Origin of the sequence: Hyphomicrobium sp. LHD-15 (assembly GCF_031157355.1) — a bacterium.
Taxonomy (GTDB): domain Bacteria; phylum Pseudomonadota; class Alphaproteobacteria; order Rhizobiales; family Hyphomicrobiaceae; genus Hyphomicrobium_C.
Genome location: NZ_JAVIFT010000007.1, coordinates 53,444 through 67,685, shown reverse-complemented (window position 1 = coordinate 67,685; position 14,242 = coordinate 53,444). Strand labels below are relative to the sequence as shown.

At 60.8% G+C, this 14,242-nt stretch carries 20 protein-coding genes; 13 read left to right on the top strand and 7 right to left on the bottom strand.

The window, feature by feature from the left end; genetic code table 11:
* Positions 1–16: 16 nt before the first annotated feature.
* From RCO24_RS17585 to RCO24_RS17575, 3 genes are all read left to right on the top strand, one after another.
* Positions 17–934 carry a hypothetical protein gene (locus RCO24_RS17585; RefSeq protein ID WP_308963967.1) on the top strand — a complete coding sequence of 306 codons (918 nt, stop codon included), beginning with the start codon at positions 17–19 and terminating at the stop codon, positions 932–934.
* Positions 935–1,222: 288 nt separating this feature from the next.
* Positions 1,223–2,086 carry a DUF5677 domain-containing protein gene (locus tag RCO24_RS17580; protein WP_308963966.1) on the top strand — a complete coding sequence of 288 codons (864 nt, stop codon included), beginning with the start codon at positions 1,223–1,225 and terminating at the stop codon, positions 2,084–2,086.
* Between the two features lie 821 nt (positions 2,087–2,907).
* The gene (locus RCO24_RS17575) at positions 2,908–3,258 is read left to right on the top strand and encodes a zinc ribbon domain-containing protein YjdM (protein ID WP_308963964.1); all 351 of its coding nucleotides are present in this window, start codon (positions 2,908–2,910) and stop codon (positions 3,256–3,258) included.
* Positions 3,259–3,405: 147 nt separating this feature from the next.
* On the opposite strand, the gene RCO24_RS17570 is transcribed toward RCO24_RS17575, so the two are convergent.
* Positions 3,406–3,660, bottom strand: a complete 255-nt coding sequence (locus RCO24_RS17570; RefSeq protein WP_308963963.1) for a hypothetical protein — start codon at positions 3,658–3,660, stop codon at positions 3,406–3,408.
* Between the two features lie 117 nt (positions 3,661–3,777).
* Positions 3,778–3,903 carry a hypothetical protein gene (locus RCO24_RS17565; RefSeq protein WP_308963962.1) on the bottom strand — a complete coding sequence of 42 codons (126 nt, stop codon included), beginning with the start codon at positions 3,901–3,903 and terminating at the stop codon, positions 3,778–3,780.
* A gap of 331 nt (positions 3,904–4,234) precedes the next feature.
* Here RCO24_RS17565 and RCO24_RS17560 point away from each other — a divergent pair, with 331 nt between their 5' ends.
* Complete coding sequence (locus tag RCO24_RS17560) at positions 4,235–4,807, top strand: hypothetical protein (protein WP_308963961.1); 573 nt, start codon at positions 4,235–4,237, stop codon at positions 4,805–4,807.
* Positions 4,808–4,939: 132 nt separating this feature from the next.
* Here the strand turns inward: RCO24_RS17560 and RCO24_RS17555 are convergent, their stop codons facing one another.
* Positions 4,940–5,251 (bottom strand): hypothetical protein, encoded by a 312-nt coding sequence (locus tag RCO24_RS17555; RefSeq protein ID WP_308963960.1) that lies wholly within the window; start codon positions 5,249–5,251, stop codon positions 4,940–4,942.
* Positions 5,252–5,497: 246 nt separating this feature from the next.
* Here RCO24_RS17555 and RCO24_RS17550 point away from each other — a divergent pair, with 246 nt between their 5' ends.
* The 6 genes from RCO24_RS17550 to RCO24_RS17525 all read left to right on the top strand — a co-directional run bounded on the left by RCO24_RS17550 (position 5,498) and on the right by RCO24_RS17525 (position 9,509).
* Positions 5,498–5,689: a hypothetical protein gene (locus tag RCO24_RS17550; RefSeq protein ID WP_308963959.1), complete on the top strand. Its 192-nt coding sequence runs from the start codon at positions 5,498–5,500 to the stop codon at positions 5,687–5,689.
* A gap of 276 nt (positions 5,690–5,965) precedes the next feature.
* Positions 5,966–6,295, top strand: coding sequence for a hypothetical protein (locus RCO24_RS17545; protein ID WP_308963958.1), 330 nt, complete (start codon positions 5,966–5,968; stop codon positions 6,293–6,295).
* 170 nt (positions 6,296–6,465) lie between these two features.
* Entirely contained in the window at positions 6,466–6,720 is a 255-nt protein-coding gene (locus tag RCO24_RS17540) for a hypothetical protein (RefSeq protein ID WP_308963957.1), read from the top strand.
* A gap of 177 nt (positions 6,721–6,897) precedes the next feature.
* Positions 6,898–7,206 carry a hypothetical protein gene (locus RCO24_RS17535; RefSeq protein WP_308963956.1) on the top strand — a complete coding sequence of 103 codons (309 nt, stop codon included), beginning with the start codon at positions 6,898–6,900 and terminating at the stop codon, positions 7,204–7,206.
* Between the two features lie 103 nt (positions 7,207–7,309).
* Positions 7,310–8,236 carry a hypothetical protein gene (locus RCO24_RS17530; protein ID WP_308963955.1) on the top strand — a complete coding sequence of 309 codons (927 nt, stop codon included), beginning with the start codon at positions 7,310–7,312 and terminating at the stop codon, positions 8,234–8,236.
* Positions 8,237–8,408: 172 nt separating this feature from the next.
* Positions 8,409–9,509, top strand: a complete 1,101-nt coding sequence (locus RCO24_RS17525) for a hypothetical protein (RefSeq protein ID WP_374990976.1) — start codon at positions 8,409–8,411, stop codon at positions 9,507–9,509.
* 141 nt (positions 9,510–9,650) lie between these two features.
* Here the strand turns inward: RCO24_RS17525 and RCO24_RS17520 are convergent, their stop codons facing one another.
* A complete protein-coding gene (locus tag RCO24_RS17520; RefSeq protein ID WP_308963954.1) occupies positions 9,651–10,094 on the bottom strand; it encodes a hypothetical protein in 444 nt (147 codons plus the stop codon).
* 293 nt (positions 10,095–10,387) lie between these two features.
* Between RCO24_RS17520 and RCO24_RS17515 the strand changes: the two genes are divergently transcribed.
* The gene (locus RCO24_RS17515; RefSeq protein ID WP_308963953.1) at positions 10,388–10,636 is read left to right on the top strand and encodes a hypothetical protein; all 249 of its coding nucleotides are present in this window, start codon (positions 10,388–10,390) and stop codon (positions 10,634–10,636) included.
* 314 nt (positions 10,637–10,950) lie between these two features.
* Complete coding sequence (locus RCO24_RS17510) at positions 10,951–11,088, top strand: aa3-type cytochrome c oxidase subunit IV (RefSeq protein WP_308963952.1); 138 nt, start codon at positions 10,951–10,953, stop codon at positions 11,086–11,088.
* 103 nt (positions 11,089–11,191) lie between these two features.
* Here RCO24_RS17510 and RCO24_RS17505 read toward each other — a convergent pair whose 3' ends face one another.
* From RCO24_RS17505 to RCO24_RS17495, 3 genes are all read right to left on the bottom strand, one after another.
* On the bottom strand, positions 11,192–11,485 hold the full coding sequence (locus RCO24_RS17505) for a hypothetical protein (RefSeq protein WP_308963951.1): 294 nt from the start codon (positions 11,483–11,485) through the stop codon (positions 11,192–11,194).
* Between the two features lie 120 nt (positions 11,486–11,605).
* Entirely contained in the window at positions 11,606–12,037 is a 432-nt protein-coding gene (locus RCO24_RS17500; RefSeq protein ID WP_308963950.1) for a hypothetical protein, read from the bottom strand.
* 238 nt (positions 12,038–12,275) lie between these two features.
* Positions 12,276–12,545, bottom strand: a complete 270-nt coding sequence (locus tag RCO24_RS17495; protein ID WP_308963949.1) for a hypothetical protein — start codon at positions 12,543–12,545, stop codon at positions 12,276–12,278.
* An 819-nt stretch (positions 12,546–13,364) separates the two neighbouring features.
* Between RCO24_RS17495 and RCO24_RS17490 the strand changes: the two genes are divergently transcribed.
* Positions 13,365–14,093, top strand: a complete 729-nt coding sequence (locus RCO24_RS17490; protein ID WP_308963948.1) for a hypothetical protein — start codon at positions 13,365–13,367, stop codon at positions 14,091–14,093.
* The last annotated feature ends 149 nt before the right edge of the window (positions 14,094–14,242 follow it).

Here is a 14,242-nt window from a genome sequence, read left to right as displayed (position 1 = left end):
AGCGGCACGGACGCCGATGGACCTCCGCGAACTCTCCGACGATGGCTTTGTCTTTTACTTCGCAGGCAAGCGATCTGACATTGATGTCGACACGCTTGGCGATACGCTCTCTGCGTTGGCCGAGGCGCTGCGTCGTATCAACGAAGTCGTGGACCCTGAGTTTGAACTTGAGATAACCATCGAGGCGACCTCTGGCGGCAGCTTCTTTGCCAATGTCAGGATACGAAAACTAGCCAAGAGCCCTCTTGCCCGCATCGCTGGTCATCTTCTTTTGGCGATGCTGTCCGCCTACCTGTACGACCTCGCGACCTACAAGAAACCAGTGTTTAGGTTAGAGGGTGACGAGTTTGTCATCGTAACGGATCAGGAGGTCATCAAGCTGCCTATTGCTGTGCTTGAAAATCAGGAACGGATCGCTCGAAAGCCTGAGATTGCAAAGAGCATTAAGCAGGCGTTTGAAGCTGTAGAAGATAACGAGGAGGTCAACGGCGTTGCGATTATTCCGATAACACCTGAAGCCCGCCCGCTGATAGTGCTACCCCGTCACGAGTTTAAAACGATCATCCACAATGCTGGGCGGATTATTGAAGGTTCGAGAACACCGTTTCAGCTGACTCCACGCCGGACTTTCACTCGCACTACGACGGAGAGGGTAAGCCTCGTGATCGTCAAGGCGGTCTTACGCCGATCTCGTCGCAAGTGGCAGTTCACGTGGAACGGCACCGACATTTCAGCGCCAATCACCGACGCACCTTTCTTCGATAGGCTTGAATCTCGTGAGATCAGCATCTCGCAAGGTGATGCTCTTGACGTCGATTTAGCAGTCACTCAGTCCTTAGATGAAGATTCACAAGCATGGTCAAACGTGGAATTCGTCGTCACGCTAGTTCATGGCCTCATCCAGATGCCAAGGCAGCAAAATCTAGGTTTGTAGCACGCGCGTCTGAAGGCGCTCCACCGCCGCCACGCTGCGATGTGCCGACATGATTATGCAGGCGATCGCGGCCGGAGTGGCGTGTTGCAAAGAGAAGTAGGCATTCGAATGCCTATGCTTTCGTTCTGGCGCTCGGCTTTCTGTTAATCGCCCCGGCGTTGGCGAAAGCACGAGGCGAAACCAGCTTGTCAGGCAGATGCGTAACGCTTCTAGTCCGCAAGCGGATCCTGAGTGGGAGAATCGTACACCATAAGCCTCGCCAATAATTTTTGCTCAGGATCGCCCGCCATGTTGATGGTGAACGAAGCGCTTGCCGAAATTTCAGCCGCCGCGAAATTCTTACACAACGCATGGCGGCCGGTGATCGACCACGTTTCCCTGTTAAACATGGAGGTTCACAACCATCTCGACTGCGTGCGCAGGGTCGCGCTCAAGCGGCAGCACGATTGCATCAAAGCAACGCTCGCCCTCACCGAAGTCGAGCTGGGCGAGACGACCGTGCCTTTCCTTCGCCCTGCCGTCGAAGAATACATCTGGTGCGAGTATTTTAATCTCATTGGCCGTGAGAAGGCGTCTGTGCTTGTGGAGCACCTGCTGTTCTTCGACATGTACAATACCTTGGAGGCTCAGGCGGCCCATACCGGTGATGAGTCAATCGAAGCGATGGGCGTCACCATCCCGCGTCAGGCGTTCAAAAAAATTGAACCTGAACAACGCGAGAAGTATTTCAAGCTGTCTAAGGAGCTGGGTTTTCCCCGCCCGAAGCTTGACAAGCCAAAACCTCCTTCTTTCTTTTTCATTGCGACGAAGGTCGACCACGAGCGACTGTACAAATTCCTATACTTTGCGACCTCAAAGACGGTGCACTTCAGCACACACGAGCTTACGCGCCGCCCTTGGGGCAAGGTTCCTCACTTCAAAATTAAGTCGGAGATGTTCCGCGACTATTGGACGTGCTTTGCCCTGATATGGGGCATTCGGCTCTTCTTCTTCACTATGCAGGCGAACAAAGACATCATCATCGACCTTCCGGACCTCGACATGGAGGAGTTCAAAAACGCTCTCGATGCCATCCACAAGCACCGACACATCCCAATTTTTCTCGCGCGGGAATTTGGTTGGCATCCCGACGTCCCGCTCCCGACTATTTGAAATGACTACGTGGTTACCCCCAGCGGTCCAGCGCGCGATTGCAGGAGTCAGCGGCCAGCGTTCCGAACTGCATCCGCGAGGATGATGAGCCGACACTCCGGCCGACGATGCGCGTTCATTTGCCACTCCTCGTCGGCGTCCGCTTTTCACCTCTATCCGATCCGGCTGACGTCATCGCTCAGCACGTTCCGGCTGACGCCGCCTACTTCCGCTTATGGGACGAAGCATCTTTGTGCGGCGCACTGGGCGAATAGTTCGTCTTGGCCGCTACGGGCCCGTAGCTGACATCCAAAACCTTATCCCCACCTCCCCAACGCACGCCTACCCTCTCCCCATCCCGCTCATCCGGGGGCCGGCGCGAGCTGGGCGTTTGGTGGGTAGGAGCTGCGCCTCCGCTTATCGCTGGTAACATCAGCTAGACGAGCAAGGTGCGGAGCAGCTTTCTCGATGTGATGGATCGGGGAGCAAACGCGCGCACGGTGGATGTTCGGGCGCGCGGTTCCGTATCGGTGGAGGTCGTGTCGCGATGGAGCAACCTCATAAGTTGCTCATCTCCTCGCGATGCTGGGCAGCAGCGGGGCGGTCGAGGCCGCATCCCCGAGTTCTACCCACGGCCCGCCGCTCCGCTCCCCGGAGTTTCAACTTCTCTAAGGCCGCTCTTTGAACCTGCCTGGACACAAACCGTGAGCTCGGCGCCTCGCGGCTATTCAAGCGTACCCATCACTCAACAGTCGCGGCCGATTGCCCTCCGACGCATCAAACATGCTATAGCGCCCGCCATCACTTACACACACCTCCGACCCGCACACCACGGATCCCACATGACCACGCTGCCCGCCTGCCCGAAATGCAAATCGACCTTCACCTATGAGGACGGCAACCTTCTGATCTGCCCGGAGTGCGCCCACGAATGGTCGCCGGAAATCGCGACGGCGGTCGCCTCCGAGGAAGCGGGCGCCAAAGTGTTCCGCGACTCCGCCGGAAACGTCCTGCAGGACGGCGACACCATCACCGTCATCAAGGACCTGAAGCTCAAAGGCTCGTCCAAGGTCGTGAAGATGGGGACGAAGGTAAAGAACATCCGCCTCGTCGACAGCGATCACGACATCGATTGCAAGATCGACGGCATCGGTCCCATGAGCCTGAAATCGGAGTTCGTGAAAAAGGCCTGAGGCCGCACGTTCAGGGATCGATCGGCCACGGCACCGCGCACCGGACTACCCGCACCGGCCCGAGGAGGGCACCGGGACCGCCTATTCTGCACCGGTTGGCATCGGTAAGGATCTGCCAACCCCCGCGCCCCGTGGCGCCGAGCGGCCCTAGCTCTCGCCCTGCTCGGCCCGGAAGTCCGACAGATCCACCACGTTGCTGCCCGGCCCGTTCACTTCGGAGAAATGCGTGACCTTGTTGGCGTCGCACACGTAGAGCCACTTCCAGTCGAACAGCTCCCCGTCGCGGAGATAGCCCAGCACCGCGCCCTTTTTCGTGCGCCAGAACAGCCACGGCGGCAGCTCGGTGCCGTCCTTGACCCAGTTCGGCTCGATGTATTCGGACACGTCCTTCCAGTGGATCATAGGCATTCCCAAGAGGAGTGAGGCGCGCCCGTGCGCCGGGCTCGGCGGTTTGACGAGGGCACGCGTTCGAAAGCCCGCGGACGACGGGTCCGTTGACAGTGTGTGGATCTGCGAAGCCTAGCGCTTCTTGCCGCCGCCGACGTTCACGCCCGACCCGAACGTCGAAGTCTGCGCCGCGGGCTTGACCTTGTCCTGCTTCGGCTTGCGCTTTTCCTTGTTGCTCTTCTGCTGACCTTTGGCCAAAGCGCGTATCCTTCTCGATGGAGGGACGGCACCAGCGCCGTCTTGTACGGCGCAATACGCCGTCGACTCACCCTACCACGCGACGCCTCCCCTTGCCGAACATTCGCACGCGCCGACCGGAGCGCCGTCGTGCCGGAGCCGCACCCCATCGAACGACATCGCCCTGGCCGCATTCCACCGGAGACGGATAGCAATGGAGTGCCGCAGGCGAACCCGATGTGGAGCAGGCAGTCCCGAGACGTAATCCACATCTAAAGCGCCACCTCGCTCCGCCAACGGATAAAAATGCTGTATATTTTATGCGTTTCGGTTTTCAGGGGCGCGCCCGACCATGGCCAAGAAGCCTATCCCTGCCGAGTTGGCAAACCGCGAGATCAAGAACAATCTCACCGAGGCCGAAGTCACCCAAATCATCGAGGGCCGCGGCACCGATGACAAGGTTCAGGAAGTCTACGGCCCGACGCAGACCGGAGACGTCGTCTTCTGGGAAGCATGGGTCGTCGATGAGGACGAGCGTTGGGCCACCCGCTTTGTCGAGGTCTACGAGGACGGAAAATATTCGGTCTACGAAAGCTTCCAAGCCCTCTGCGTCCGCATCAACAAAACCCATCATGCCGCGATTTCACGTCGCGAGGAGGCTGAATGGGAGCGGGCGCAAAAGATGGCCGCGCAACAACACGGAAACCGCACTCAAGATCTCAAGCACATCGTCGGCGCTACGGCATTTATCATTGTCGTATTGGTGTTCGCATACGCCATCCTGCAAAGGGATACGGCGAGCGCCTATGTCGCCGCGGTGATATTCGCGTGCCTGATCGCAAGCGCCTGCTACTTTTTCTACGGCAAATTTATCGAGCCCCAAATCGCGCGGCCCCTCCCGGAAACCCCGAGCGACCAAACCTGAAATTTGGAAACCCGACGCGAGGCGGCGACGGGGGCGGACAGGTAAAGAAAGACCGGGTCGCAACGCTCGCCATCCCCAAAAAAACGTCATGGCCGGGCTCTACCCGCAGCAGCGTCGCGATCGCCCGCGCCCTTACGTCCCGCCCTTCGCAACAACCGTCTCGCACATGGACGTGATGCCAGACAGCTTATTCGTCGCCAGCGCCTCCCACTTCGCCATCTTGTCCAGGCACTGCGCGATTCCCGCGCGATCCGCATTCGCGTTCTCAAACTTGAACGCCGCGATCCAGGCATCCTTCTCAGCCTGGCTCGCCGAGATCCACGCCGGCGCCAAGCTCTTCTGATCGAGCGGCGCGGCCAGCGCAGTCCCACCCGACACGAGAATCGCAAGCGCGGCCAGCGGCACGAGCAGCTTCATGAGGATCACCTCTCGCTTCGAGACCAAGCGAGTGTGCTCACTTTCAAACCCAACGGCAATCGGCATCAAAACCTTCGATGGCCCATCCCTTCAATCGAGTGCCGGGTGCCCAATGCTGCGTGCCGCCCTTACCTGCCCCCTGCCGGCTGCCCGCTGCCTCCCCCCCTGCACAGCTTAGGAATAAAAAATCGTTGCACGCCTGTCCCACTGGCTTGCTAGCCTATGGGCCGCGACGCTCCCGAGGGGGGAGCCGCTTTTGAAGGGGAGGTGTTCATGAAGTTCGCAGCACAGGCTCTGTCCGCTCTCGCCGCCGTTGGCCTTCTGGTCGGCGCCATGGGTTCGGCTCCGGCGCTTGCCGGCGCCAAGAAGGAAGCCGCGCCCAAAACCATCTTCGACTACATCGAGGCCGACCTGAAGGCCATCGACAAGGAGATCGTCAAGGTCTTCACGCCGCCGAAGAAGTAACCCAATGCAGCACCGGCGCGGGGCGGCCCCAGGCGTCCTCGCGTCGGTCTCGACATCCCAAAGCAAAGGGACCGGGACAAAGGCCACACGCCTGGCCGCCCCCTGTTTATGAGCCCGATGGTTACCATGTCCCATCGCGGCCCTTGAAATCCCGCGCGGCAAGACTTTGATGTTCTGGCAGGCGTTTCAAGTGAGGCGTCACGGCCGGCGTTTGGTGGGGACCGAACCGTTGCGTTCTCGGTTCTGCGTTCACACCAGCCCATCGGAGCCCCCGCCGTGCGCACGCATTCAACCTCTCTCGTTTTCGCAGCCGCCGCCATCGCGCTCGGCTTCGCCACCCACCACGCCGCTTTGGCAGCCCCGCCAACCGCGACGCATCTGCCGATGATCGCGCAGGCCCAGGACACTGCGCCCGAAAGCACCGAGCCCCAGCGCGCCCCACCGCCGGACGATCAGGCCCTGACCAAGCCCAATACCAACCAACCCGTCACCGCCGCCGACATCGCCGAATGCATGAAGACCTGGGATGCCGACACCGGTATGACCAAGGCCGAGTACGAGAAATCCTGCAAGCGCACGCTCAAGTACTTCCCCGAAGAGCCCTGAAACGCTTTCCGCGCCGCAAAAGCATCGCGCCCATCGCAGCGCTCTGAAGCAGCCAGGAACAATCTGGATTGCCGCGCTCCACCGTCCACGCGCAACAGGAGAAACATTTCGGTCAACTGAGCGTTTCAAGCACGCCACCGACACAAGAAGCCAACCAGAAGGAGAAGGCCATGACCATGACGAAAGCTGCTCTGGTTCTCGCTGGCGCCCTCACCCTCACGGCGACAAGTGCTTCTGCCGCCGTCGTTTGCAACGATGAAGGCGACTGCTGGCGCGTCAAGGAGCGCTACGAGTACAAGCCCGAGTTCCGCCTCCGCGTCTACGAGGACGACTGGAGATGGCCCGAGGCCGAAAGAGAAAGATATCGCTGGCGTGAAAGCCGCGGCCGCGGCTACTGGCGCAACGGCATCTGGATCGAATTCTAGCTTCACGAAAGGGGCTGACGCCGGCGTAACCGTCGTGAGCCCCATACTGCCTCTTGATTTTGCTGAACACGTCTTGCCAGCGCTGCGCGAAAGCGTGAGAATTGCTTTTTATCGCGAAGATTTTTCTATCATCAGCAGCATTGGTGAGCGCTAGGATCAGCCCAAGAGGTACCCGTAATGCCCAACCAACCGACGCTCGATCTCGAGGAATTTCCGGCCCTTCCCCACAACAGCGACCACTGGTTCCACCACGACGGCAGAACGTTTTTCATCTGGCCGGCGCGCGACAGCAAAACCAAAGAAGTGGTTCACGTCCAGGTCGAGGTCACGAGCATCAGGACCGATGCAGTCGCCGAGCAGTTGAAGCCAAGCCGCCGCGCGATCGAGTTCGCCGCCCGGGAGCTGTATCACCCAGGCACGGATTTCGTTCGCCTGATGCGTCCGGATCGATACTGGTTTCAGCGTGGCGAAGACGGCGACCATTGAGTTGCGCTGGCACGCGGCACTGTTCCGCGTGGATCATCCCGGGCACGCGTCAGGCGGTATCATGACGGTCTGAAAAACACGCGCCGCCCGGGAGGCTTCCCCCGTGACGACCAGCGACCCTGAGCCCACATCTCGTGAACCCACCGCGATCAAAGTTCACGAAACCGTCGCCTACCGCGTCGACACCGCGCTGTACCAGCAGCTCCCGCTGGCGCTGTTCCTCGTGCTCCTAGGGCTCACTGTCCTCGCCTTCCCAGCCGGCAACAAATTCGAGCATCTGCTTGCCGCCGGCATCCTGATCGCAGCCGGCATCACCTGGATCGCCTACGCCCTCTACCGGCGCGCACATCCCGGCAAGGCGCTGATCACGCTGACGCCATCCCACCTCCTGTTCCGCATTCCTATGGTGAAGGACATCCGCATTCCCTGGCGCGAGATCACCGCTGTCGAGGTCATCGACACCTCCGCGTTCTTCCCGAGCCTCGTCCGGCCGCGCTTTCTCAAATTTCGCAACGTCACCGCAATCCGTGTCTCGCGCGCCTTCTACGACCGCAACATCCACATCAACTCGGCGTTCATGCGGGGACCTGGTTGGGGCAACACCTTCATCGTCGACGACAAGAGCGCCAAGGTCGCGCTTCACCACGAGGCCGTTGGCGTTCCGGCAGAGGAACTACGCCACGGGGTAGAAACCCGCTGGCGCGCGTTCGGCCCACCTGCGTCGACAGCGCTTGCTCAGGAAGCAACGCGCTCGCCGTCTTCACCTGCGCACGGACCCTCAAGCGAAGGCGGGACATTGCGCTCAACCTGGCGCACGACGAAGATCGCGGTGCTGCTCGTTGGCATCCTCGCGTTGCTCACCAACATCGCCGGCCTCTGGCAAACCTCGAGCCAGGAGAAAGACCGCAAAGAAAAAGACGAATGGCAGGCCCAGATCCGGAAATGGGAAGAGGACGACCGCCGCTCCGCCGAAGAAAGCCGCAAGCGCAATGAGGAGTGGGACGCATTCTGGCGCAGAAATCAGTTTTGAGACCCGCCTCCGACATACAGACAACACAGCAATCGCGATGGCCGCGAAAGAAGTTCCCCAGCATCGCGGCTAAGCTAATCTGCAGCCTCTATCGACGTGACGGCCCAGCACGTTCCCGCTATCGTCGCGTATGGCTTCTCTCGCAACATCCAAACCGATCCGCTGGCACTGCGTGGCCACTTTCGCAATTGCACTGCAGGCCCTCTTAACCTGCGTCGGGCAACTCGGCGTCATCAAACCGGCGCACGCCGAGCAGACAAAGCTCTCCAAGGAACAGGCGGCCGCCGCCGCGGCCTATGACAAAGCCCTCGCCGACTTTAGGAAAATCCTGGCGGAGCGGCGCGCGCAGATCGACGGCAAAAAGGCATCTTCGAAAAAGCTACCGCGCCTCCCAGGACAAGCCGTCTACCTTGCCCGCCTCAAGGTAATGAGCACCTACAAAGACCTGACCGAGGCTTGGCCCGAGCGGATCGGCCGAGCCAACAAATTCGGAGTTCCACCGGATCACTTCGACGCCGACATCGAGCCTCTGATCGACGAATACGCTGCCCTCTTCCAAGTCATGCAGGCGCCACCCGCGTTCGCTCAAGCATCCGAGACGCCGCGCCGCGATGTCGTCGAGCTTGGCACCGCCATCGCGCGCGCCAAAGGCGCGGACAAAGCCGCTGCCGATATGGCCGGCCGCATCGCGCTCGGCATCTTTTTCGCCGAAACCAATGCGCGCCAGAACATAGGCAATGCACGCTCGGATACCTACAAGGGAAGCCTGCAGACCGGGAAGTCCGAGGATCGGAATGGCCACAGGAAATGGGCAGCGATCAAGAAGAAGGTCGCGGCACTCGATCCGAAACTTGCCGCGCGCGACGACGCGGAGACGGCGCGCGCCGCGAAGATCGACCAGCGCTACAATCATTGGACGGCCGTGCGCAACGGCCTCATGAACGCCCACGCCGATCTCTTCTCCGATCTTCCGGAGATCGCGAAAATGCTTCCCGACGAGGTTGATCAGATGAAGCTGTTTCAGCTCATCCAGATCGTACCGACGCCGACGCGGGCCGCGTTGAAATCCGGCAATGTCGAGACCTACCGGATTTCCGACGCGCGCGTGATGGGCTTTCTGCGCAACAACAGCATCTTCACGTTCGGCAAGGCCAACCGGGCAAAGACCTCAGCCACCTACCGCGAGATCCTGGATGCGATGTGGCTGTTCACGCCGAAATTCGAAAAGGCACAGGCTAGCTTCAACGCCATCAAGCAAGGCGCCGCGGAATAAGCTTGCAAGGACATCCGGCACCCTATGCGCGTAAATTTGCCCTCGTTCTCGTTCCTTTGGTTAGGCTCTCGCGCCTGGACAAACGCCGGAGGGCAAAGATCCATGGCTTTCCCTGCTCGCTGCCAGTTGCCCGAGCGCGCCCTACTCGCAAGGCACCTCGACGGTCGTCCCGGCCGTCGCCGAGAACTTCTTGCAGCCGACCGGAGCCTCAGGCTTCGGCTCCCTGGCACCCTGCGCAGCCAATGCAGCAGTAGCGGACCCGGAGGGCGGGGCAGCGGCAGTTGCCACCCCAGCCGCGGCAGGCTCATTGGCTTTCGCACTATCGGTCGTGACGTCCTTGGGGGCGTCGTCGCCCTTGGCAGTTTGGGCCGGGGCAGTGGGCGGCGGCTTCTTGGCTATGTGCTTCTTGGCGGGCGGCGTGGTCCGCTCCGGCTTGGCAACTTTCTTGGCCTTAGGAGGCTTGCCGACGGGCGTGTTGACCACTTCCGGCGTGTAATTGCAGGAGATGCAAGCCTCGGCGGGCGAGCCGAAAAGCCCTGCGACGGCAAGAAAAGCGGTGGCGACGGCCAATTTCGTCCTGGTCACGGAAGCCTCCTACCGTTGAACAGCGGGCCTCGATCCGTTCGAACCCTGTCTATCCACATCCGGCACTCTCTCATTTGTTGGACGTCTGCACAACGGCCGCGACCAATAGAGAGCGGGAATCTCAGCACAAACCCAGATGGTCGGAAGCATTGGTCGGTTTCCCAAAGCCTCGACAGAGGCCAACCCGTTTTCCCCAGCTCGATCACAGACCCGTCGGCCGCATCCCCACAGAATCTGGCATTGGGAAATGGGCTGCCTTGCCCGTGCGCGTCGCAGCCGAGAAGGATGCGGACATGCTGGGATTGATCTCGGTCTTCGTAGCAAGCCTCGCGGGTTACGCGGATGTCGGCCTTTGGGCCATCGCCGCATGTGCGATTGCGCTCGCGTCGGCATCGTACGCAGAGCACCACGCTCTCTATCGTCGCGGCCAGGAAATCGGCCTTTCCGAGACCCTTCGCGGCACCGTGCTACGCAGTTTCGGCAACGGCCTGGTCGCTGCCGGAGCGGCCTACTTCTGCGGCTGGTTTCTGCGACTGATTTGATTGGACGAACGAGCACGGAAGTCACCGGTGTCGCGAGTCTTCGGGCCGCGCACGACGGTAGCGCGCTGTCGACCATCCCGGATGCGCTTGCGTAACCGGGATGGGGACTTGTCCGGCTCCCAGCGCTTTCGCTCTGATGGGTCGCGCCGATAGGCCGAAAGCGCTGCAAAAAAATCAGCGCAAATCCCATCTTCACCCATTCCCTGGCGGGCCGGCCCTTGCAAAGGCGACGAGCCGATCCACCTCCTGATCACGGGGAAACTGCAAAAGGCCCGAGCCAGTAGGAAGGCCGGCCGGGACTATGGAGGTAAGCCATGGTGACCGCTGATCCCGTCGCCGCTGCCGATTACCCGGCTCACGTCGAGACCTATCGGAATTTCCTGCTCGGCATCCGCTTAGCCGTCACTGCGATTGCGGTTTTGCTCGCCGTGCTCGCGTACGTCCTGATCTAGCGCAGGCGAGAACAGACCCTTTCTAAACGCGGCGCAGCACCGCCCCGCGCAGTGGGAGGGCGCGGTCTGCGCAACCGCGCCCCATTGCCTGCTGCCCGCTGCTTTACGTCGGCAGCACGGATTTGATCTGTTCTTCATATTGCTTCAGCGCTTCGAGCGCGCGCGTCTTCATCGCCGGCTCGCGCTCGCCGGCCGTATCAGGCTTGAAGCCCTCGATTGCGCTTCGCGCCTCGTCCAGCATCTTGGTGGCGGACTTCCACGGATTCATCTCGCGCTTGAGGTCCGATTGCAGCAGCTGGGTAAGAATGACGCCGGTGGCGAGCGCGAGGCCGGAAAGCTCCGCAACCTCCTTCTTGAGCTGAGCAATGGTCTCGTTAGCGTCGTTCAAATCCGTCATGGTCGAAATCTCCGTTATCGCGTTCCTCGCCGCTAGCTAACCCCAGGTTGGCCGCCGCGCAAGCACAACGCCTCAAGATCTCTACATTCCGGTTGCCGACAACCGCATACCTGTTGCGACCTACTGGCAGGGAACCGTCAGCGTCTGGCCGATCGTTGGAAAGAACTTCTTGCAGCCGACGTCCTGCGCGACCTCCTGGGTCTCTTGCGCCGGCCTGTCGCCGTCCTCGAGCAGCGCGGCGGTCGAAATCGTCTTGCTCTCCGAAGGGATATCGGCCTTCGCGGTCTCGATGCTCTTGGGCTCGGCGGCTTTGGCGGTTTCGACCTTCTTGGCGGCCGGTGCGCTCTTGGCAATACGCTGCTTGGAAGGCGCCGCGCGCTGCGGCTGAGCAACTATGACGCGCTTTTTCTGGAAGCGCTTCGCGTCGTGCGGCGACGGCGTATTCACGACTTCCGGAACGTAGTTGCAGGAGATGCAGGCCTCGGCGGCGGAGGCGAAAAACGTAGTGGCGGAAATGAGAGCCAGGGCGCTGGCGAGAATGGTGCGGTTCATGCGTGCCTCCCGAAGATGAGCCGCTCGGCTCGATGTTTAACCCCGAGGCCGATCATGTGACGAAGGCAGCACGGCCGCTGTTCCGACAGGAACACACCCATTCAGCTAAGGTCGGAACGCAGAGAAAACCTTTCCTCACCAGCATCTTACATTCAATCTCGAGCAGAGCGGAAAGCAAACCCATACCTAGTTCCCCAGGCCCAGAACCTGCCGGTTGCCCGCCCCCCGTCACCCCTCTTTACGCCTCCGGTTCGGCTGCCTGCCCCTGCCCGGCCCGAAACGCGTTCAAATCCACCACGTTGCTCACTGGCCCGGTAACGTCCGAGAAATGCGTCACCTTGTTGCCGTCGCAGACATAGACCCACTTCCAATCGAACAGCTCGTCATCGCGCAGATAGCCGAGCACCGCGCCTTTTTTCGTGCGCCAGAAGAGGCTTGGCGGCAACGCCGTGCCGTCCTGCGCCCAATCGGGCTCGACGTACTCGGCAATCTCTTTCCAGTTGATCATGGCAATCCCCTGCGCGGCGCCACCCGAAATACCCGACGTCCGTGCGTCCGGCACTCTCGCATCTAGCTTCGGTTAACGGGCTCTTCGTTACTGTTCTGAGATCTCAGCGCATGGCCCTTATCCTACAGAGGTGATGAGGCACGCAAGAAGGCGGCAGCGCGAAGGCAGGCCCGCACGTTATGACTTCCAGAATACCGCCCTCGTAAACCGCAAACGGCGCACGTGTTCCACAATCGATGATACCCGGCGCGTCAGTCTGTTTCGGAAGGATCAGATGCGCGGGACTTTACCGATTTGTATCCGCCGCACCGCTGGCAGCAGGGCGGCAGCCTCCCCATCAGTGTAGAGGGGCGTGCAAGCAGCGCGCGCCAATTCTCGATAAACCACAACAAAGGTATAATCCCATGCGTGCTCTCAGATATCTGCCGGCCTTGACGGCATCCGCACTTCTCATTGCGAGCAGCGGCGCCATGGCGGCGAACTACGGCACCGCACCACAAACGGGCCCGCCAGCCGCCTCCAGCAAATCACCCTCCACGATGAAGACGACAAAGGTGAGAACGCCGGAGTCGATCCAATGCTCGCAGGAGGCGGATGCGAAAGGATTGCACGGAAAAGAACGCGCGAAATTCCGCTCGGCGTGCAAGACAGCGCTCAAAGCTCACAAGCCCATGCCGAGCGCCACCAAAAGCTGACACGAAGCTCGAGCATGAACAGTCGGCGGAGGCATGAGGCCGCTTATGCTCCGCCGTCGCCTGCCTGAGACTGCCGGCTTGAGACTGCGATTGCGTCGTGAAAGGATGGTAGCGGAAATAGAATTTGGAAACCGGGCCGGAAGAGCTGAAGGACATGAACCTACAAGATCCTTCAGCGCGCCGGGCAACCGTGTCCGTCCGCAAGCGCAGCACGATGATAAAGCCGCGCCCGTCTCACACGCAGCGGGCGCACCGGCCCAGCGCGCTCTTCACCTGGATCAAGCGTGAGAGCCTAGCCCTTCTGGCTCTCAGCGGCGCGGCACTTACAGTCCTCGCCGAACTGGGAAAGACAATTCCCCTCGCGCCGCAGATATCGGACCTGCTCACGAAGTGGCAGGACATGACACGTGCGATCTGGCGGCCGCCGCTCGAACTCGCCGGAGTGACGCTTCATCCCGACCTCGTCGCCGCACTCAACGTCGCGGCGTTCATGGCGCTGCTGGGAGCGGGCGCGCGTGTCTCTGCAAGCTTCTCCACCCCACCCTTGGCGCCGATCGCCTTTGACCGCTTTTTCGATGATCAGACATGGCCGAGCCTTTTGGTGTTTGCGGCCTTATGTATGACCTTCCTGATCGGCCACGGCGCCAACCCGGACAACGTCCTGACCATTTGGGGCAGCCCGGAGATCGGCAAATACGCGTTCGCGATCATCGTCACCGCGGGATACTTCGCCGGAGATTTCATCGGCCACCGAGCTTTTCATCTGCGTCTTTATCGCCTGGTCGCTCTGGTCGCGATCCTGGTTGGCGCGAACTTCGCGCTTATCTATGGGCCGGGCCTCATGAAAGCGTGAGTGCGTTCAGAACCGCCAAACCCCTCGGGAATTCACCCTCCGCACACGCGAGCTTCCATGTGCCGCATGCCGATTGCCGCATACCCCTTGCGAACGCATCCGGAATTTCAAAGTGATGTCGCGCCCGCATTGGATGCCGTCCGTTGATG